The 19,746-nt window shown below is 32.7% G+C and carries 23 protein-coding genes and 2 tRNA genes; 17 read left to right on the top strand and 8 right to left on the bottom strand.

The features are described from left to right. The 3 genes from EV01_RS06150 to EV01_RS06160 all read left to right on the top strand — a co-directional run. Nucleotides 1-554, top strand: a 554-nt coding sequence (locus EV01_RS06150) for a P-loop NTPase (protein WP_032523280.1), incomplete at its 5' end; no start/stop codon positions are given. Between the two features lies 1 nt (nt 555). Further along, nucleotides 556-882 carry a cell division topological specificity factor MinE gene (gene minE / locus EV01_RS06155; RefSeq protein ID WP_032517442.1) on the top strand — a complete coding sequence of 109 codons (327 nt, stop codon included), beginning with the start codon at nt 556-558 and terminating at the stop codon, nt 880-882. A 65-nt stretch (nt 883-947) separates the two neighbouring features. Beyond that, nucleotides 948-1,019: transfer RNA gene (locus EV01_RS06160), tRNA-Thr, on the top strand. 172 nt (nt 1,020-1,191) lie between these two features. On the opposite strand, the gene EV01_RS06165 is transcribed toward EV01_RS06160, so the two are convergent. The 4 genes from EV01_RS06165 to EV01_RS06180 form a co-directional block, all read right to left on the bottom strand. Continuing rightward, the gene (locus EV01_RS06165; RefSeq protein ID WP_032517439.1) at nt 1,192-1,773 is read right to left on the bottom strand and encodes an L-threonylcarbamoyladenylate synthase; all 582 of its coding nucleotides are present in this window, start codon (nt 1,771-1,773) and stop codon (nt 1,192-1,194) included. Between the two features lie 36 nt (nt 1,774-1,809). Further along, complete coding sequence (gene prmC, locus EV01_RS06170) at nt 1,810-2,679, bottom strand: peptide chain release factor N(5)-glutamine methyltransferase (protein ID WP_032517437.1); 870 nt, start codon at nt 2,677-2,679, stop codon at nt 1,810-1,812. Between the two features lie 10 nt (nt 2,680-2,689). After that, nucleotides 2,690-2,842 carry a photosystem II reaction center protein PsbM gene (psbM, locus tag EV01_RS06175; RefSeq protein WP_011817804.1) on the bottom strand — a complete coding sequence of 51 codons (153 nt, stop codon included), beginning with the start codon at nt 2,840-2,842 and terminating at the stop codon, nt 2,690-2,692. 102 nt (nt 2,843-2,944) lie between these two features. Then, nucleotides 2,945-3,307, bottom strand: a complete 363-nt coding sequence (locus EV01_RS06180) for a 2Fe-2S iron-sulfur cluster-binding protein (RefSeq protein ID WP_032517434.1) — start codon at nt 3,305-3,307, stop codon at nt 2,945-2,947. Between the two features lie 222 nt (nt 3,308-3,529). Between EV01_RS06180 and psbB the strand changes: the two genes are divergently transcribed. The 7 genes from psbB (at nt 3,530) to EV01_RS06210 (ending at nt 9,740) form a co-directional block, all read left to right on the top strand. Then, on the top strand, nt 3,530-5,053 hold the full coding sequence (psbB, locus tag EV01_RS06185; protein ID WP_032517433.1) for a photosystem II chlorophyll-binding protein CP47: 1,524 nt from the start codon (nt 3,530-3,532) through the stop codon (nt 5,051-5,053). A 23-nt stretch (nt 5,054-5,076) separates the two neighbouring features. Next, complete coding sequence (locus EV01_RS09335) at nt 5,077-5,175, top strand: photosystem II reaction center protein T (RefSeq protein WP_011131951.1); 99 nt, start codon at nt 5,077-5,079, stop codon at nt 5,173-5,175. 100 nt (nt 5,176-5,275) lie between these two features. Further along, nucleotides 5,276-5,755 carry a transcriptional regulator NrdR gene (nrdR, locus tag EV01_RS06190; RefSeq protein WP_032517432.1) on the top strand — a complete coding sequence of 160 codons (480 nt, stop codon included), beginning with the start codon at nt 5,276-5,278 and terminating at the stop codon, nt 5,753-5,755. Nucleotides 5,756-5,863: 108 nt separating this feature from the next. Continuing rightward, nucleotides 5,864-6,955 (top strand): 30S ribosomal protein S1, encoded by a 1,092-nt coding sequence (locus EV01_RS06195; protein WP_032517431.1) that lies wholly within the window; start codon nt 5,864-5,866, stop codon nt 6,953-6,955. 137 nt (nt 6,956-7,092) lie between these two features. Beyond that, nucleotides 7,093-8,334, top strand: coding sequence for a methionine adenosyltransferase (gene metK / locus EV01_RS06200; RefSeq protein ID WP_032517430.1), 1,242 nt, complete (start codon nt 7,093-7,095; stop codon nt 8,332-8,334). Nucleotides 8,335-8,346: 12 nt separating this feature from the next. After that, nucleotides 8,347-9,576, top strand: coding sequence for an FGGY-family carbohydrate kinase (locus tag EV01_RS06205; RefSeq protein ID WP_032517428.1), 1,230 nt, complete (start codon nt 8,347-8,349; stop codon nt 9,574-9,576). Between the two features lie 91 nt (nt 9,577-9,667). Beyond that, nucleotides 9,668-9,740 (top strand) — tRNA-Phe (locus tag EV01_RS06210). An 89-nt stretch (nt 9,741-9,829) separates the two neighbouring features. On the opposite strand, the gene EV01_RS06215 is transcribed toward EV01_RS06210, so the two are convergent. After that, nucleotides 9,830-10,249: a hypothetical protein gene (locus tag EV01_RS06215; protein WP_032517613.1), complete on the bottom strand. Its 420-nt coding sequence runs from the start codon at nt 10,247-10,249 to the stop codon at nt 9,830-9,832. Nucleotides 10,250-10,395: 146 nt separating this feature from the next. Here EV01_RS06215 and EV01_RS06220 point away from each other — a divergent pair, with 146 nt between their 5' ends. The 3 genes from EV01_RS06220 to EV01_RS06230 all read left to right on the top strand — a co-directional run bounded on the left by EV01_RS06220 (nt 10,396) and on the right by EV01_RS06230 (nt 11,854). Next, a complete protein-coding gene (locus EV01_RS06220) occupies nt 10,396-11,031 on the top strand; it encodes a TVP38/TMEM64 family protein (protein ID WP_032517427.1) in 636 nt (211 codons plus the stop codon). A gap of 117 nt (nt 11,032-11,148) precedes the next feature. Continuing rightward, complete coding sequence (locus EV01_RS06225; protein WP_012007103.1) at nt 11,149-11,328, top strand: hypothetical protein; 180 nt, start codon at nt 11,149-11,151, stop codon at nt 11,326-11,328. Continuing rightward, nucleotides 11,303-11,854: a phycobiliprotein lyase gene (locus EV01_RS06230; RefSeq protein ID WP_032517426.1), complete on the top strand. Its 552-nt coding sequence runs from the start codon at nt 11,303-11,305 to the stop codon at nt 11,852-11,854. The genes EV01_RS06225 and EV01_RS06230 overlap by 26 nt, the downstream gene beginning before the upstream one ends. Here EV01_RS06230 and EV01_RS06235 read toward each other — a convergent pair. Continuing rightward, nucleotides 11,838-12,350: an R-phycoerythrin subunit beta gene (locus tag EV01_RS06235; RefSeq protein ID WP_032517425.1), complete on the bottom strand. Its 513-nt coding sequence runs from the start codon at nt 12,348-12,350 to the stop codon at nt 11,838-11,840. The two genes, EV01_RS06230 and EV01_RS06235, sit on opposite strands and share 17 nt — an antisense overlap. A 179-nt stretch (nt 12,351-12,529) precedes the next feature. Between EV01_RS06235 and EV01_RS06240 the strand changes: the two genes are divergently transcribed. The 3 genes from EV01_RS06240 to EV01_RS06250 are packed head-to-tail and all read left to right on the top strand — an operon-like array spanning nt 12,530 to nt 16,420. Beyond that, nucleotides 12,530-12,736 carry a hypothetical protein gene (locus EV01_RS06240; protein ID WP_032517424.1) on the top strand — a complete coding sequence of 69 codons (207 nt, stop codon included), beginning with the start codon at nt 12,530-12,532 and terminating at the stop codon, nt 12,734-12,736. 22 nt (nt 12,737-12,758) lie between these two features. Continuing rightward, nucleotides 12,759-15,167, top strand: coding sequence for a UvrD-helicase domain-containing protein (locus tag EV01_RS06245; protein ID WP_032517423.1), 2,409 nt, complete (start codon nt 12,759-12,761; stop codon nt 15,165-15,167). A 5-nt stretch (nt 15,168-15,172) separates the two neighbouring features. Continuing rightward, nucleotides 15,173-16,420 carry a CCA tRNA nucleotidyltransferase gene (locus EV01_RS06250; protein ID WP_032517422.1) on the top strand — a complete coding sequence of 416 codons (1,248 nt, stop codon included), beginning with the start codon at nt 15,173-15,175 and terminating at the stop codon, nt 16,418-16,420. Here EV01_RS06250 and selD read toward each other — a convergent pair whose 3' ends face one another. After that, nucleotides 16,421-18,592, bottom strand: coding sequence for a selenide, water dikinase SelD (selD, locus tag EV01_RS06255; RefSeq protein WP_032518536.1), 2,172 nt, complete (start codon nt 18,590-18,592; stop codon nt 16,421-16,423). Between the two features lie 10 nt (nt 18,593-18,602). On the opposite strand from selD, the gene mtnP reads away from it, so the two are divergent. Further along, nucleotides 18,603-19,496: an S-methyl-5'-thioadenosine phosphorylase gene (mtnP, locus tag EV01_RS06260; RefSeq protein ID WP_032517420.1), complete on the top strand. Its 894-nt coding sequence runs from the start codon at nt 18,603-18,605 to the stop codon at nt 19,494-19,496. Nucleotides 19,497-19,540: 44 nt separating this feature from the next. Here the strand turns inward: mtnP and EV01_RS06265 are convergent, their stop codons facing one another. Further along, nucleotides 19,541-19,738: a photosystem II reaction center protein J gene (locus EV01_RS06265; RefSeq protein ID WP_011375864.1), complete on the bottom strand. Its 198-nt coding sequence runs from the start codon at nt 19,736-19,738 to the stop codon at nt 19,541-19,543. Between the last annotated feature and the right edge of the window lie 8 nt (nt 19,739-19,746).

Below are 19,746 nucleotides of genomic sequence, written 5' to 3'. Positions count from 1 at the left end.
TTTTACCTGCTGGAGATCCCAGGATGTTGGATTGGATGAAGCCAGAAGACATGAAAACAATCAGTGAGTTGCTTAGTGAAAAATTCGATTTTGTTTTAGTAGATTGTCCTGCTGGTGTTGAGGATGGGTTTAAAAATGCCCTTGCAGCATGTAAAGAAGCTATTGTTGTTACCAACCCAGAATTATCTGCAGTACGTGATGCCGATAGAGTTATAGGCATTCTTAATACTTCCGATATTGAGCCTATCCAGCTCGTAATTAATAGAGTCCGACCTAACATGATGGCAAGCCAAGAGATGCTATCTATCGAAGATGTTCAAGGCATCCTTTCTTTGCCTTTATTAGGTATCGTTTTAGAAGATGAACAAGTAATAATTAGTACAAATAGAGGCGAGCCACTAACACTTTCTGATAGTCGATCTCCTGCGAAAAAATGTTATTTAAATGTTTCTCAAAGACTTACAGGAAATGATGTTCCAATTATTGATCCAAAAAATGAAGGTAAAAGTCTTAAAGATAAATTCATGAGATTAATGCAAACAAAGGTTTTTTAAAATGATGACTCTCAGAGATCTTATAAATAAGTTATTAGGCAGAGAAACGGCTAGTGCAAATACTGCAAGGGAAAGATTGCAACTTGTACTTGCTCATGACAGAGTTGACATGAGTTCACTCACAACTGATCTTTTGGATAAGATGAGGAAAGAAATACTTGATGTAGTTGCTAAGTATGTTGAGATTGATTTTGAAGAGGTAGCAGTAAGTTTAGAGACTGAGGATAGAATGACAGCTTTAGTCGCAAATCTGCCAATCAAGAGAACTATCACCGGTGAAATAAAATTTAAAAAAAATGATCAAACTGATAAAGATATCAAAAAGTAATAAATTTAAAAAAACCTAAAAAAATACTGATATTTGCCCCTAAATAATTGTAAGATTAAATAATTGCCGGCTTAGCTCAGCGGTAGAGCAGCGCTTTTGTAAAGCGAAGGTCATCAGTTCAAATCTGTTAGCCGGCATTTTTCTAACTATGTTCAATATTTTTTCCTGAAAATAACAATATAAAACCAATCAGAACGATGATAGGAAACGATCTTATTTCAAGAACATACTCTAAAAATGATGCAAAGGGTTCAAATATCCAGTAAGTAAAAAATTGAAGTAATAAAACAAAAAATAATAATATAAACATTAATGTAATCCCTCAATTAACAGTTCTCCTCCTCTAATTAATCTCCAATCACCACTTTTATTCCAAAAAATTATGGTACTAGCTTTCCCACTACTTTTTTCCCATGGCATAGGTCCAAGAATTTCTACAGAAGGGAAGTCTAAAGCGATACCTTCAGCTGTAATTGATCCAATACGCCCTGAAATATTTGCACTTGAAGTTAACAATGGACCTGTTTCTCTCATAAGGGATTGAGCCATATATGAATTGGGGATTCTTAACCCAAGAGTAAGATTTTTGCTTGTGAGGACTGAATTCTGCTTTTCTGAAGAAGGTATAATCATCGTCAGAGCTCCAGGCCAATATTTTGAAGCCATATTTTCGTAATCTTCCTTAGCTGATTCGTGAACATAATCGATTAACTGTTTATGTTCTGATCCCATAAGAATTAAGGGTTTATTTCTATCTCTTTTTTTAAACTTATATATGATCTTTGAAAATTTTGGCAAGCATCCAATTGCAGGTAAGGTGTCTGTTGGGAAAATTATAGGTAAGCCACTTTTAAGCGTTTTCAAAGCAGACTTGCAAGTTATTAAATTCATTTTGTTTTTTTAGCCATTAATTTAGCCAATAATAATTTATTTATATCTTCCAATCGTAAACCTACCAATACCTGAGAGATCATTCACAATTTCTACTGATTTAAATTTATTTTGGATAAATAGTTGTTTTACCTTTTCACCTTGATCAAAATGATTCTCTAAAATCAGCCATCCCCTTTCTTTCAAAAAAAAGGGTGCTTTTTGAATTATTTCTCTAATATGTTTTAAACCATCTTCACCGCCTAATAAAGCAATTTTTGGTTCGAAATTTTTAACTTCTTTCGGCAATTTTTCATAAGTGTCCTTTGGAATATATGGCGGGTTTGAAATGACGAGATCTAATTTATTTTTGAAACTTTCTAGAGGAGTCCACCAATGTCCGCAATAAAATTTCAAATTTGATTGTTTAGAAGAACTCTTGAAATTTTCACTGGCTATTTCTAATGCATCTTGATCAATATCAGTTGCTATACCTTCCCACATTGGGTAAGCCAATGCCAAAGCAATACTGATAGCTCCAGATCCTGTTCCTAATTCAGCAAAAAATAAATTTTGTGATTTTTTTACAAATATCTTTGAAACAATCTCTATTATAAGTTCTGTCTCTGATCTGGGAATGAGTACTTTATCTGAAACTTTTAATTTTAAATCTCTCCAATAAGTTTCTCCACAGAGGTATTGTATTGGGGTAAAGTTTATTAAATGATCTTCCCAAATTGATTCTAAGTATTCTAAGTTTTTTTCAAAATATATTTGACGATCAGGATTTATATTCAACAAGCTTTGATCACTAGTTTTAAAACCACCTTTGCAGTCAATTAGAATAGCTAAGGACTGATCATCTCCGCCTTTAGAAAGTTGCTTTTTTTTCCAAAATAAAAATTCTTTTACAGAAATGCTAAGCATTTAGAAAAGTTTAGCGTTTTGGACCAAGCCTACCTTTGCTAGAGTCTGAGTAGAAGCTTGATTTTTCACCATCTTGAGTAGAAATAAATAAACCTATAAGGAATATTGTTGGAACTCCTACAAATAAAAGACTAGCTACGAATCCAAAATTAGTTGTTTCCATTTAGTTGACGGTTCTAATAGTTAATAAGACTATAGACGTATAAAATGAAATAAATGGGAAAAATCAACAATATTTATAAACTGATTAACAGTCTTAAACAATTTAACGAGGTAATTTTTTATTTTCACTAATTTTTTTTAGTTCTCCTAGATTTGAAGGAGGAGATTGTGGTTTTGTTAAAATAACTGCAGAGGATTTAATTATTGTTTGGCATGCAAGTCGCCAGTTTTCAGGCCTATTCTTGAGTTTTTCTTCTTCGACAGAGGTAAGAGGGCTTAAGGAATTTTTGTTTCCTCCTTCAACTGAAATAAAACAGGTGCTACATTGCCCTGCTCCTCCACAATTTCCTAAAATACCTTTGAGTCCATAAAGTTGTAAGTTCTCTTTCATTACTAATTCTCTTAAATTTTCACCAGGGCTACATTGAACCTCTAAATCTTCACGGATGAATCTGATAGTTGCCATTTTTTTAGTTATTTTTCATATTTTGGCGCTTTAGTTTGAGAATTGTGACCAAAATATTAACAATTTTTTGTCAAAAATTCCTTGTAAATGCAGACCTGCAAAGCGTTTTAACCAATTTTTGCAATAAGATAAATTTATTTACAAAAATCCCTCAAAGACTAAAAAACCCTTACTATCGTGATGTTTAGCTGTTTATTCAGCATAGTTATTAGAAATTAACCGATGGGATTGCCTTGGTATCGAGTTCACACAGTAGTTATTAATGACCCAGGTCGACTACTTGCTGTGCATCTTATGCATACTGCATTATTAGCCGGCTGGGCCGGTTCAATGGCCTTATATGAATTAGCCATTTTTGATCCTTCTGATGCTGTTCTCAATCCAATGTGGAGACAGGGAATGTACGTCATGCCTTTTATGGCAAGACTTGGTATAACGAGTAGTTGGAACGGATGGGATATTACTGGTGCTACAGGAGTTGATCCTGGATTTTGGAGTTTTGAGGGGGTTGCAGCAGCTCACATAGTATTTAGTGGCCTACTGATGTTGGCCTCAATATGGCACTGGACATACTGGGACCTAGACTTATGGGAAGATTCTAGAACAGGAGAGCCTGCTCTAGACCTCCCAAGAATCTTCGGAATTCATCTTCTTCTAGCTGGACTTACTTGTTTTGGATTTGGAGCATTTCATTGTGCAAACGTGGGAATTTGGGTTTCCGATCCTTACGGTTTAACTGGACACGTAGAGCCAGTAGCTCCTTCGTGGGGAGTAGAAGGTTTTAATCCCTTTAATCCAGGGGGTATAGTGGCCAACCATATTGCAGCTGGACTAATGGGTATCATTGGAGGAATTTTTCACATTACCAATAGACCTGGAGAAAGACTTTATAGAGCATTAAAACTTGGAAGCCTTGAAGGAGTTCTTGCTAGTGCGCTAGCGGCTGTATTATTCGTATCTTTTGTTGTTGCAGGTACAATGTGGTATGGATCAGCAACAACCCCAGTTGAGCTATTTGGTCCTACTAGATATCAATGGGATTCAGGCTACTTCAAAACAGAAATTAATAGAAGAGTTCAAGCTGCCATAGATGATGGCGCCACTAAAGAAGAGGCTTATGCATCTATTCCAGAGAAATTAGCCTTCTACGATTATGTTGGAAATAGTCCTGCTAAAGGAGGATTATTCAGAGTCGGAGCTCTTGTTAATGGTGATGGTTTACCAACCGGCTGGCAGGGTCACATCACTTTTCAAGATAAAGAGGGTAATGATTTAGAAGTTAGAAGAATACCTAACTTCTTTGAAAACTTCCCTGTGATACTTGAAGATAAGGAAGGCAACGTAAGAGCCGATATCCCATTTAGAAGAGCTGAAGCAAAGTATTCATTTGAGCAAACTGGCATTACAGCAACTATTTATGGAGGTGACCTAAATGGTCAAACATTTACTGATCCTGCAGTAGTCAAGAGATTAGCCAGAAAAGCACAGCTCGGAGAAGCATTCAAGTTCGATAGAGAAACTTATAAATCTGACGGTGTATTCAGAAGTTCTCCTCGGGCATGGTTTACATATGCACATTTATGTTTCGGATTGCTATTCTTGTTTGGCCACTGGTGGCATGCTTCAAGAACTCTTTATAGAAATTCCTTTGCTGGTATTGACGCTGAGATTGGTGACCAAGTTGAATTTGGTCTATTCAAGAAGCTTGGCGATGAAACCACTAGAAGAATCCCAGGAAGGGTTTAAACTAAACTTTATTAATTGATCTTATGGAAGCCTTCGCTTACGTTCTTATTTTAACTCTCGCAGTTGTAACTTTATTCTTTGCTGTCGCCTTTAGAGATCCACCTAAATTCGATAGGAAATAATCCCAAAAAAAACTCCTCTTAACAGAGAGGAGTTTTTTTTTACTTTTCATAATTAAGATATTACTCTACTATTAGAGTTAAAGTTCATTTACTTCACTAAATGCAGTGTCCAACCTGTCAAAATACAGATAGCAGAGTTTTGGAATCGAGATCAGCTGATAGTGGTAAAAGTGTTCGAAGAAGAAGAGAATGCTTAAACTGCAGCTTTAGATTTACCACTTATGAGAGGGTTGAAACACTGCCAGTTTCAATTATTAAAAAAGATGGAAGCAGAGAATTATTTAATAAAGAAAAATTATATACTGGCATTTTAAGAGCTTGCGAAAAGACTACTTTCACGAGTGAAGCAATTATTAATTTTGTAGATGGAATTGAATCACAAATCATTCAAGATTCTAATAAAGATATTAAATCTTCACAAATTGGCGAATTAATACTTAAAAACTTAAGGAAAGAAAACGAAGTCGCTTACATAAGATATGCTTCAGTATATAGAAAGTTTAATGGGGTTAAAGATTTTATTTCTACTCTTCAGTCTCTAAAGGGAAGTTCAAAAAACCAATTAGCTTCAATTTTGTAAAAACCAGCATCCTGAAGTGTAGAATACATATCACAAATACTTTTGCTATTAGTTTGCAGGCTAATATCATTCCTTTCTAACTACCTTAGGTAGTCTGCGTCCCTACAAATGAACGAAAATTCTTCTCAAACGATAAAAGAACTTTCTGAAGATCAAAAAATTAAAAATTCTTCTGAACCAGATAATAATTCAGCATCTCAAAATGAGGAAGAAATATCATTCGAAACAAAAGATATTCCTTCAGCAGATTCTTCATCAAGTAGAACAAATCTGGATTTTGAAAATGCAGGATTCACTCAAGAAGAGTTTGCATCACTATTGGGTAAATATGATTACAATTTCAAACCAGGTGATCTAGTAAAGGGAACAGTTTTTGCTTTAGAACCTAAAGGGGCCATGATAGACATAGGCGCGAAAACAGCCGCTTTTATGCCTGTCCAAGAAGTTTCAATTAACAGAGTTGAAGGACTAAACGATGTTTTACAACCTTCAGAAAGCAGAGAATTCTTCATAATGAGTGAAGAAAATGAAGATGGCCAATTAGCACTATCAATTAGAAGAATTGAATATCAAAGGGCGTGGGAAAGAGTTAGACAACTTCAAAAAGAAGATGCCACAATTTATTCTGAAGTTTTTGCAACAAATAGAGGTGGGGCTCTTGTGAGAGTAGAGGGCTTGAGAGGTTTTATTCCAGGGTCTCATATAAGTGCCCGAAAAATTAAAGATGACTTAGAAGGTGAGTACTTACCTTTAAAATTTCTGGAAGTTGATGAAGAAAGGAACAGATTAGTATTAAGTCATAGAAGAGCATTGGTTGAGAAAAAAATGAATAGACTTGAAGTGGGTGAAGTTGTAATAGGTTCAGTGAAGGGTATTAAACCGTATGGAGCCTTTATTGATATCGGCGGAGTAAGTGGTCTATTACATATTTCTGAGATCAGTCATGAACACATAGAAACCCCTCATAACATTTTGAACGTTAATGACCAAATGAAGGTAATGATAATTGACCTTGACTCTGAAAGAGGCAGAATTTCTTTATCTACAAAAGCACTTGAACCTGAACCTGGAGATATGTTAACTGATCCTCAAAAAGTTTATAATAAGGCTGAAGAGATGGCGGCAAAATATAAGCAAATGTTATTTGAGCAAACTGATGAAACTGAAGAAATTCCAACAGCTTCATCTGAAACAATTTAAATTTAAATTTACTATTTACTGATAAACGGAAATTATAAGTTTATTTATTTTTAAAAAGGTTTTTTTAAATTTACATTAATTGATTAGTAACGACAAACTAATTTAGGATAATATCTAATATTAAAAATTAGCTTAAAATGAGTGATTTTATCTTCACTTCTGAATCTGTAACTGAAGGACATCCTGACAAAATATGCGATCAAATAAGTGACGCAGTTTTAGATGCCCTACTTACAGAGGATCCAGAAAGCAGAGTTGCATGTGAAACTGTAGTCAATACTGGTCTTTGTTTGCTTACCGGAGAAATAACTTCAAAAGCAAAAATTGATTATATAAAACTAGTGCGGGATGTAATAAAAGAAATTGGTTACGAGGACTATAAAGCTGGTGGCTTTGACTCAAATAGTTGTGCTGTTTTAGTAGCACTTGATGAGCAATCACCAGATATTTCTCAAGGGGTAAACGACGCAGATGATGTTAACGATGATTTGGAAGACAATACTGGAGCTGGTGACCAAGGCATAATGTTTGGCTATGCATGCGATGAAACCCCTGAATTAATGCCTTTACCGATTAGCCTAGCTCATAGATTAGCTATTCAACTTGCCAAAGTAAGACATGAAAAAGTCCTAGATTATCTCCTCCCTGATGGCAAAACACAAGTAAGTATTGATTACGAAAAAGGGGTTCCAGTTTCGATCAATACAATCTTAATTTCAACTCAACATAATCCTGAGATTGATGGGATCACAAATGAAGAAGAAATTCGGCAAAGAATCAAAGAAGATTTGTGGACGAATGTTGTGATTCCAGCTACTGAAGATTTAGAAATAAAACCAAACATTCACAATACAAGATTCCTAGTAAACCCCACAGGGAAATTTGTCGTAGGAGGGCCTCAAGGAGATGCCGGGCTTACTGGTCGAAAAATTATCGTAGATACTTACGGTGGATATGCAAGACATGGAGGAGGAGCTTTCTCTGGCAAAGACCCTACAAAAGTTGACAGGTCAGCCGCATATGCAGCACGTTATGTAGCCAAAAGTATAGTTAAGGCAAAATTGGCGAAAAAAGCAGAAGTACAATTAAGTTACGCAATCGGAGTTGCAAAACCAATTTCCATTCTCGTTGAAACTTTTGATACTGGTGTTGTCTCACAAGCTAATTTGACTGAGCTTATAAAAAATAACTTTGATTTAAGACCTGCAGCAATAATAAAAGAATTTAACTTAAGAAACCTACCAAAAAAAATGGGAGGTAAATTTTTCAGAAAGACTGCCTCCTATGGACATTTTGGTAGAAGAGATCTTGAGCTCCCTTGGGAAAATGTTAAAGAAAAAGCAGCTCAATTAGAAGAGGCATCAAAAATCTTTTTATAAATTCTTTTTTCTATGCCTGAAAATTTTTATGGGGGATTAGATTTTGGAACCAGTGGGGCAAGAATATCAATAATTAATCTTCATAAGAAATTAGTATATTCAAATTCAGTACCTTATTCATACAGCTTTAAAAATCCAAACTCTTGGATCAATTCTTGTAAAAATCTATTAATTAGTTTACCTAATGAGGTAAAAATTAACCTTAATAAATTGGCTATCTCCGGCACTTCAGGAACTTTAATAGCTTCCAATTTAAAAGGAGAGCCGATGGGAGAAGCAATACCTTATGACCAAGCATGTAATGAACATAAGATCCTTCTTGAGTGCTTAACTTCCGAAGAAGATAATCTGCGAAATCCATACAGTAGTCTTGCTAAAGCATTAAAACTAATAGACAAATATGGGACAAATATACTTTTACGACATCAATCTGATTGGATCACTGGTTGGTTTTTAAAAGATTGGACTTATGGTGAAGAAGGTAATAATCTTAAACTTGGTTGGGATCTAAAAAGAGAATCATGGCCAAAAAGCTTTCTCAATACCTCATGGCAAAAATGCCTACCTCAAATAATAAAAAGTGGGCAAATTATTGGACAAGTGAATATTGATTTAGCAAAGAGATTTAACTTGAACAAGAAATTAATATTAATTTCAGGCACTACTGACTCTAATGCAAGTTTAATAGCTGCAGGTTTAGGTAAAGAAGATGGTCTCACAGTATTAGGGACAACTATTGTAGTTAAAAAAATTATTAATAACCCTATTAAAAAACAAGGAATTACGAATCATGTAGTAAACGGAGATTGGATATGTGGAGGAGCATCAAACGCAGGCTGCGGTATTTTGTCAAAGTTCTTTTCTGATTTAGAAATAAAGGAGCTCAGTCGACAAATAAATCCATCAAAAAAAACTTCTTTAAATCTTTTACCTCTTAATAGTATAGGAGAGAGATTTCCTGTTAATAATTCTAATTTAAAGCCAATACTTGGTCCAAGGCCAGTAAGCGACTCACTGTATTTACATGCATTATTTGAGGGGCTAGCCAAGATCGAATTGAGAGGATGGGAAAAACTAAGCGAACTAACAGGTTCCCTTCCAAAAAAAATTATTACTATTGGTGGAGGTTCAAAAAACCCACAATGGAGAAAAATAAGAGAAAAAATTATCAATATACCAATAGTTTCCTGTAAAAAAACTACTTCATTTGGCACTGCCTTATTAGCGATTAATGCAAAATAATAGTTTTTTGGAATATTTGATGAAGATATAAAATTTTTAATAAAAAGGGTTTCACAAACTACACATCGTAATTTAAAGTATATAGGTTAGAGCCGGGATAGCTCAGTTGGTAGAGCAGGCGACTGAAAATCGCCGTGTCCCCAGTTCAAATCTGGGTCCTGGCACCTTTAAAACCCTGTCCTAGACAGGGTTTTATACTTTCAAATCATTGAAAACTCGTTATTTTTTTCGTATTTTTTATAACTTAAAATCTTTAGTTTTCGACTCTGCAGACTTGACCAATAACACCCAAAATCAGGGTATCTCCATTTGGATCTTGCCAATTAGCTAAATCATTGAAATTACTATTTGCTTCATCTATTGAGACATCAACATCTCTAAATGATTTTTCAAAACAATTTATATCCATTGTATAGAGAATATCCTTAGTAATTTCACTTTTTGATTTGGGAATAAATTTACTCAATACTCTTACAGAGCCATCCTCATTCCTTTTTATACTTTTCCTATCCCATAACTGCTCTCCGTATTCACTTTTAGGGACTCCAACCCATTCATGAGGCAAGGCTTCTGATTTTTTTATTGATATACAAAAGAAAACAATAATCGAAAGGACTAAATTAAATATATTCCTAAAAAATATTGAATTGACTTTATTATTAGAATTAATCATGACTACTTGTGGCATACAAATATTTTTATTAGTAGGAAATATAAGATTAAAAATTTATAAAAATTTTTATTGATTAGTATTTCTATTATAGATAGAATCAAATATTAAATTAAGAATTTACTTCCAATAAATTTATTAGAAAAATAATGAATAAAATACAGAAATTTCTCTCAGTAGTTTTTTTTATAGCAATATTTGTAGTATTGATTTATTTAATCCAAAATTATGGGATTGAACCTCTAAGGAACAAAATAGAAAGTATGGGTATTTGGGCTCCTTTTGGAATATTCATACTCAGAGGAGTAAGTATTATTTTACCTGCCCTTCCAAGTTCAGCTTATTCTCTGCTAGCTGGTTCATTACTAGGATTTCAAAAAGGTTACATGACAATAATCTTGTCTGATATAGTTTTTTGTCAAGCTGCTTTCTTTATCGCAAGAAATTATGGTCGGGTTCCTGTACGTAATTTAGTTGGCCCGAAAGCAATGAAAAAGATTGAAAGTTTTAATCAAAACCAGCTAGAAGAAAATTTCTTTCTTATGACAGGTCTACTAATGACTGGCCTTTTTGATTTTTTAAGCTACGCAATTGGTATTGGTGGAACTCGGTGGAAAATATTTACTCCTGCCTTATTAATAAGTCTTCTAATCAGTGACTCTATACTAGTAGCAGTAGGAGCTGGAGTTAGCCAGGGAGCAGGATTATTTCTAGGGATTGCTCTATTGGGAATGTTTGCTTTGGCGACTATTTCAGGATTGGCAAAAAATAAAATACCTAAATAACAAACCAGTTGATAATTCTGTAATCAAAGATGAAAGATATGACATTTTCGCAAACAATAACTATATAAATAATGATCCATGCAAGAATAGGAATCGATTAATTTTTAAAGTTATTAGATGACTCCATTTAGACCAACTTCATATAATCGCCCTGGAGAACAAATATCAACTACTCCTTCTGGATTAAAAGTAACTTCTGCAAAGAGATTAATGGTGGATTCAATGGTAAGGATGATACAAAAAGCAGAAAATCATTCCGTAGAAGATAAACTTGACGAAGAATCTAATAATAATTAATCAATTCATTGATAAAAGTATAGGAGAGTGGAAATCTATTAGAAGTTCTCACACTTTAGCTTTTCAGGAATTTGAAAACTCAACTAGTAAAATATATATAAAACATATCAACAAAAAAAATAAAAAAGTCGTTGAGATTTTTAAAAATTATAAATTCAGTTTAAACATAGATAGTATAGCCATTTCTATAAACTGGCAAGCTATTAGTGATTGGGAAGATGATTATATGAGTGAGGGAGGTGAAACTATTCTGATTTTTTTACCCAAAGATGAAAATTCAGGAATTGTTCTAAGAAATAAAGGTTATACAGAATCCTTTATTTCATCATCCAATTATTTTGTTGATGAACAAAACAATTTACATATTAAAACTATTTATAAATCAACAGTTTCCGAAGAAAGAATTTCCTTTTTATCCACTCATGTAAGATCCAGGTTTTCTACTATTAGAAATCTGGAAAACAACTCAGTTATACAGACATCACATACTTCAGAGATAAGGAATTTAGCTAGTTTAAAAGATTAATTATCCTTTCAAATTGAAACTCTGTTTCAGATATTAATTTAGGAAGAAAGCCTTTGTTTCCACTCATATTATTAACTGTTGAATTCAAATCAGAGATAGTTGCATCTCGCATTAATTGAAAAACCCTTCTTGCATTTCTTAATGGTACCCCAAGAGCAAGATAAGTATTTTTAAGATCCTTCAAACAACTTTTTTCTAAAACTGATTCATCATTAGAAATTAAAAGATAAGCAACAATCCTTAGGATTATTTCTCCATCTCTTAAACAAACGGACATCTTGTTAGTTGTATTTAAAGATATTTTTGAATTAAGTGAATCTTGATTTTCGCAAATCATTGCTGTTACAGCGTCTGCTGCAATTGCATGAGAATTATTAGTAATTGAGCTTATTGCATCTAATCTTGAGTTTGCACTATTAATAAATTCTTTTATATTGCTTAAATCATTTAATTTCTTATCGGCTAACAATTGTTTATTATTCTTTGAAACTGACATTCCTGAAGTAAAAATTTAAAGACCGATATTAAGAATAATACAAAGCTAGTAAAAACAATACAATTTCAAACTTAACGCAACGCTTCTTAATTAATAACTTCATTCCAAAGTGATCGTTGAAATAATTCAAATAAAAAATTTTTTTTCCGCTAATATGAAACTACATTTTTAATAAAGTTTTGGATCAACAGGATTTAAAATTATCAAAGAAACTTATTTCCTCATATAAAAAGAGATTGGAAAAAGAAATTCTAGACAGAAGTATGAAATTAAAGATGCCTCAAAATAAATTTGAAGAAATAATTAATAACAATAATGAACTTATAAATTTAAAAAAAGCGTTAGAAGATCTAGAAACGGAATCTGAATCTCGTAGTAAAGTCTGATTTTTGAAAAACCCTTCCAAAAGTGCCTCAAACCAACAATTTCCTTTTTAAGTCCCTAAACAATCAACAACTTCAAGCAGTAAAACATGTTTATGGACCATTACTAGTTGTAGCAGGTGCAGGTAGCGGGAAAACTAAAGCTCTTACACACAGAATTGCAAATCTTATTGAAAATAACTCTATAGATCCCTATAACATTCTCGCAGTCACTTTCACTAACAAAGCTTCTAAAGAAATGAAAGCAAGATTAGAGGTTCTTCTAGCCCAAGAATTAGCTTTTATTCAATTTGGTCAGCCTTGGACAACTCTCAATGAAATTGATCAAAATCAATTAAGAACAAACGTTCACCAAGAAAGGCTTCAGAACCTTTGGATCGGTACTTTCCATTCCTTATTTTCAAGACTTCTGAGATACGATATTGAAAAATATACTGATCCTGAAGGCTTAAAATGGACAAGACAATTTTCAATTTATGATGAAACAGATTCTCAAACATTAGTAAAAGAAATTATCAGTCAAGATATGAATCTTGATCCAAAAAGATATGATCCCAAAAAGATTAAAAGATTAATAAGTAATGCTAAAAATCAATGCTTAACGTCTAATGATCTTTTAGAAAAAGCAGATAATAATTTTGATAAAACAGTTGCAGAAGCCTACAAGAGATATAGGATTTCGCTCTCAAAAAATAATTCTTTAGACTTTGATGATCTTCTACTTTTGCCTGTTTTCTTATTGAGGCAAAATGATATAGTCAGAGATTACTGGCACAGAAGATTTAAACATATTTTAGTTGACGAATATCAAGATACAAATAGAACACAATATGAACTTATAAAATTAATTACGGCTGGAAATACTGAATCAAAAAAATTCTTTAATTGGCAAGATAGATCAATTTTCGTAGTTGGGGATGCTGATCAAAGTATTTATAGTTTCAGAGCAGCTGACTTCAGAATTTTAATTGGTTTTCAAGAAGATTTTAAAACTTCCATCAACGACGATACAAAATCATCTTTAATTAAATTAGAAGACAATTATAGGTCATCTTCCAATATCCTTGATGCTGCAAACTCACTAATTGAAAACAACTCTGAAAGAATTGACAAAGTTTTAAAGGCTACTAAAGAAAAAGGGGAACTTTTAACGTTACTCAGCTGTGATGATGAAATTTCCGAAGCAGAAGCAATTACCAATAAAATAAAATCACTCAATAACTATAATCAAAACCCAATTTGGAAAAATTTTGCAATTTTATATCGAACCAGAGCTCAGTCGAGAGTACTAGAAGAATCTCTTGTAAGGTGGCGCATTCCTTATACAATTTTTGGAGGATTGCGTTTTTATGATAGAAGAGAAATTAAAGATGCAATAGCATATTTGAAAGTTCTGGTTAATTCTTCAGATAACGTTAGTCTTTTACGAATCATAAATGTTCCTAGAAGAGGGATTGGTAAGACTACTATTCAAAAACTGAATGAACTATCTAATAGGTTAAATATCCCATTATGGGAGGTTCTCAATGATAAGCAAAGTCTTGAAGAAACAATAGGTAGATCATCAAAAGGAATTAATAAATTTACTGAAATTATGAATGATCTACTGTGTTACCTAGAAAATTCAGGTCCTGCTCAACTACTACAACTTATTTTAGAAAAAAGTGGTTATTTAAGTGACTTACTCTCTAGTGGAACTGAAGAATCTGAAGATAGAAGAAATAATTTACAAGAACTAATTAATGCAGCAACTCAATATGAAGAAGAAACAGAAAGTGGAGATGTAGAGGGATTTCTTTCTACAGCAGCCTTAACAACTGATAATGATACGAAGAAAAATAATCCTAACTCTGTAACTCTCATGACTCTGCATAATAGTAAAGGTTTAGAATTTCAAAATGTTTTTATCACTGGGCTAGAACAAGGCCTCTTCCCTAGCCATAGATCAATAGATACTCCCTCACTTCTTGAAGAGGAAAGAAGATTATGCTATGTAGGTATTACTAGAGCTAAAGAAAGAGTTTTCTTGAGTCATGCCAGAGAAAGAAGATTATGGGGTGGCATGCGTGAACCAACAATTCCTTCAATATTTCTCTCGGAAATACCTGAAGATTTAATGGATGGCGAATTACCACAAACTGGTGGTGCTTCAATAAGAAGGGATTGGCATCTTGATCGTTTAACTAGAGTTGATCGAAACAATCCAAATGAATTTGTTAACAAACCAATAAATGCAGTAAGGAAATTATATTCAGGTCCCAGTAAAGGGAAAAACTGGATAGTGGGAGATATGCTAATTCACTCAAAGTTTGGGAAAGGTGAAATCATACATATTTTTGGGAGTGGGGAAAAAATATCTTTAGCAGTAAAATTTGGTGATAAAGGGAGTAAAATTCTTGATCCCAGATTAGCTCCAATTCGTTATGTAAGTTAAAACTCATGAACGATATCTCTGATTACATCCAAGGGGAATTAATCAAAACTCCATTTAATCTATATAACCTAATTGCTAAATACATAGAATCTAATAAGAATACTAAAGTAGCTTTTGTTGGCGGTTATTTAAGAGATTTATTAATTAGTAAATTCCACAAAAAATCGTTTTCTAAACCTGTAGATATTGATCTTGTTATTGAAGGATCCTCTATTTCTCTTGCAAAATTTATAAAAAAAAATATCGTAAATGTAGATTTATGTTTAATCAAGGAATTTAATTTATATAACACTGTAGAAATAAATATTAATGACTATAAAATTGATATTGCCTCTGCAAGAAAAGAAATTTATTCTGCTCCAGGCTTAAATCCCACAGTAAATAAAAGTACTATTGAGGAGGATCTTAAGAGGAGAGATTTCACTATAAATTCAGTAGCCTTCGAGGTCTCGACAAGGAAAATCTATGATCTTTATGGAGGAATTTCTGATATAAAAAGTAAAAGATTGAACTTACTTCACAGTAATAGCATTTCAGATGATCCAAGTAGATTAATTAGATGTGCAAAATATGCTTCAAGGTTAGATTTCAATATTTCAAATAATTCCCTCAAACAATCTCAAGAAACAGTTAGACAATGGCCATGGAAAAGTTCAGAAACTCATCAGAAAATGATTTACCCTCCTGCACTAGGCATACGAATAAGGATGGAGCTAGCTGAAATATGTAAACACGATAATTTGGCTAGTGTGATTTCGATAATTCATAAATGGGAAATTATTTCAATCTTAAATGAAAATATTAAAGTCGATAAAAGATTTTTAAGAGGACTTAATTGGATCAAGAAGTTAAAAGGAAATCATATGCTTTACTTATTAAAAGACTCAGCAGATTTAGAAAAAGCATGTCAAAGATTTTTGGTAAATAATAGTGAGATAAAAATATTAGAAGATTATATAAATATCAAAAAGATATTTAAAACAAACCAAAAAAATTTCAATCATTTTTCTCCATCAAGTTGGACAGAATTTATTGAGAACAGAAATCTTAATGATGAGACAGTTAAATTATTAATTTGTGATGGAGGACCATACTGGCGTAAATTGTTTAAGTGGTTATTTATTTATAAATTCATAAAATCAAAAAAAGATGGAGAAACATTAAAAAAAGAAGGATGGGATCCAGGGAAGAAGATGGGAAAGGAAATCAAAAGATTAAGATATTTGGAAATTGACAAATTAAATAGAAATTAATTACATTTTTACAACCTCTCCAACCTTATACCATTTATCCTTTAGAACATTTTCATATTTGCGATTACAACTAATCAACAAGGGTCCACATGTTTGAGGATCTAATAGTAATGATATTCTCTCGTTAAAAGTCTCTTGATCTAATGATTTTTCGTTTAAAAAATTAATTATTCTTTTTTGCTTATTTACTTTATAAATTTTGTCAAAAATTTCTTTATTAGATTCAAAGAAAGTACTTTTAACATTTTTTCTTATTAAATCAAATACTCCAGGATAAGCTTTAAATGCAAATAAATCTAATAAAACTTTTAGTGGCTCAAGATTATTGCTTTGCCTATATAAATTAGATGATTCAACCATTTCTTTAAGATGTCCAATAAATCCATATCCAGTAATGTCAGTCGCGGCATTGACTAATGATTCTTTAAATTGATTTTGAAAAAGATAAATTTCATCAAGCAAATATTGCTGACTCTTTACTAAATTATTAATTACTTCAGAAGAACTACCTAGCATATTAATATTTTGCATTTGACTAGCAAAGTAAATCCCAACGCCAAGAGGTCTAGACATCATGAGAATATCCCCAATATTCATTCCAGATTTAAGCCATGGTTTTGCTCCATTTTTTAAAATACCTTGAACTGTTAAAGAAACATCTATTCCTAATGGATAAGGTTTATTTACTAAACTTCTTGCCTCGAAAGTATGGCCTCCAAGTAATTCTCCTCCATGATCCTCAACTGTTGATTTAATACCTTGAAGTGATTGAGAAAAGAGGTAACTCTGAAATTCCCTTTCAACTTTTGGTAATGAAATTAAAGCCTGCGCAGATGAAAGTTTTGCTCCGCATGCCCACAAATCTGAGCAAGCATGCAAAGTAGTAATTTTTGCATTAAGCCAAGGATCACTTACCAAAGCAGGAAATCCATCTACACTTTGCAAGATAATATCTTGACCATTTTGATATATCTCAACTGAATCTTCAGGAGAAGAGGCAAAAGAATCTAAATTAGATTTTATTAATGATTTGTTCAAAACAAATTGGGGAATCTTAGCTGCACACCCCCTGCAATCATTAAATGAAATATTTTTTTCATTATTTTTCATAATTAGCCTTTTAAATCTAAATTTATTTACAAATTTCAGATCAATTTTATGTTTTAAAATCCAAAATAGGAAAGAAGGGCCAAAAACAAAATTGCGATAAATAGCAAAAGCCTTTGAATGATGGCTTTGAAATGTATTAACTATTTGCAATCCGATCCTTTGAGGAAACCACTTTTTTAATGATCCCCCTTCTACATTCTTTTTTAGATTTTGGACTAATGTATTTACAACTTTTACTGCAAAAACTCCCGATGCAGGTCTTCTTGCTGAATCTACAACTGCACAATCACCCACAGCAAAAATTCCGGAAAAACTTTTCAACTGCAAATTCTGATTTGTAATTATTCTGCCATGAGAATCCGAATCTAATAATTTTTTTTGTATCCATAAAGGAGCTGTATTTCCAGTACATAAAAGAATCTTGCCATAATCAAAATTTAGGTTTTCAACTAAATCAATATTAGAATTCCGTAAACTCTTTAGAATTTTATTATTAATTTTTCTTGAATCACATAATAATTTTAAAGATCTACCTCTCCATCTTTTTCTCAAAGCATATGATACTTCGATTGCTGCGAGGCCACTCCCAACTATTACGAATGGAGGTTCACTCACTGAATCCAGAATGTCCTCTTTTTGTATTAAATCATAAGCCCTCAAAAAAGGTTTAATTGTAAAAGCATTTTGATTTTTAACTAGTGACTCAAATTCTTTTGGAATTATTGTTTGACTTCCACAATTAAGAACCAACTTCGAATAATTAATTGACGGTCTATTACTTAAAAAAATTTTCTTTAAATTAAAGTCGATATCGTTTACTTCTTCTTCAACAAAAGATATTTTTGCATTTTTTGCTAAAGACTTTATATCAATTAAACTCTCTTCTAAAGAAATTGATTTTGAAAGCACCGATGGGAACATTGCCGAATAAACCAAATGAGAATCTCTAGATATAATTGAAACAGGAATCACTGGCATTAATTTCGTAGACATTAACCATTTCTTAATTAAAAGAACATTTGCATGTCCTCCTCCAATTAGTACTAGATGATTAAAAGTCATTTACATCACAATGAATAAAGAACATTTATTACCAATTGAAAAATCAAGATTAGGAGTAATTGGTGGGAGTGGATTTTATTCAATGAACCAAATAGATTACTTAAGAGAAATAGAAATCAATACTCCCTATGGTAAACCTTCTGATTCAATAAGAGTATATAGTCTTGGAAATTTAGAGATAGCATTCATTCCAAGGCATGGAAGAACACATAGATTAAATCCTACTGAAATCCCTTACAAAGCTAATATTTGGGCTCTAAGATCAATCGGAGTAAGATGGATTATAGCTCCATCAGCAGTTGGTTCATTACAAGAACAGATAAGGCCACTTGATATAGTGGTGCCAGATCAATTTATTGACAGGACAAAAAACAGACCAGCTACGTTCTTTAACGAGGGAGCTGTAGCACACGTAACTATGGGAGATCCCTTTTGCACAAATTTATGCCGTATATTAAGTGAAATCGGAGAAAAAAATATTCCTGGTGGTAGACAGTTGCATAGAGGGGGCACCTATCTCGCAATGGAAGGTCCCGCTTTCTCAACTAGAGCAGAATCTAATTTATATAGAAGTTGGGGATGTTCAATAATAGGAATGACGAATCATACAGAAGCAAGATTAGCTAAAGAAGCTGAAATAGCTTACTCCTCATTGTCAATGGTTACTGATTATGATTGCTGGCATCAAACTCATCAAGAAGTTTCAGTAGAGATGGTTTTGGATAATCTTAGATCGAACACTGAAGTGGCTAATAAAATAATCTTCGAAGTCGCCAAATTAATTGAAAAAGAAAGACCAAAAAGTAAATCTCATTTTTCATTAAAAGATGGATTGATAACAGAAAAACAAAATATCCCAAGCTCTGCAAAAGAGAAACTGAGGATATTTACTGATTCATATTAGACGTACTAAATTTTAGTGATTGTCAGGTCAAGGTAAAGATTTTGTTATCCTCCAGCTCCGACTCCTTGGTATGAGCCATAGAAAAATATTCCTAAAACGAAGATAACAGCGATTCCACCTGCTGTAGCAACAAGCCATAGAGGAAGAGTTCCTTCTGTCCATCGTCTTTCCCATGCAACTGCTGGTCTACCGTCGGGAAGTCTATCTGGGATTCTTCCATCAGGTCCTTTTAATTTACTCATAATTTTAA

It is taken from the genome of Prochlorococcus marinus str. MIT 9401, assembly GCF_000760095.1.
Classification (GTDB): domain Bacteria; phylum Cyanobacteriota; class Cyanobacteriia; order PCC-6307; family Cyanobiaceae; genus Prochlorococcus_A; species Prochlorococcus_A marinus_I.
This window is presented reverse-complemented; position numbering and strand designations above follow the sequence as displayed.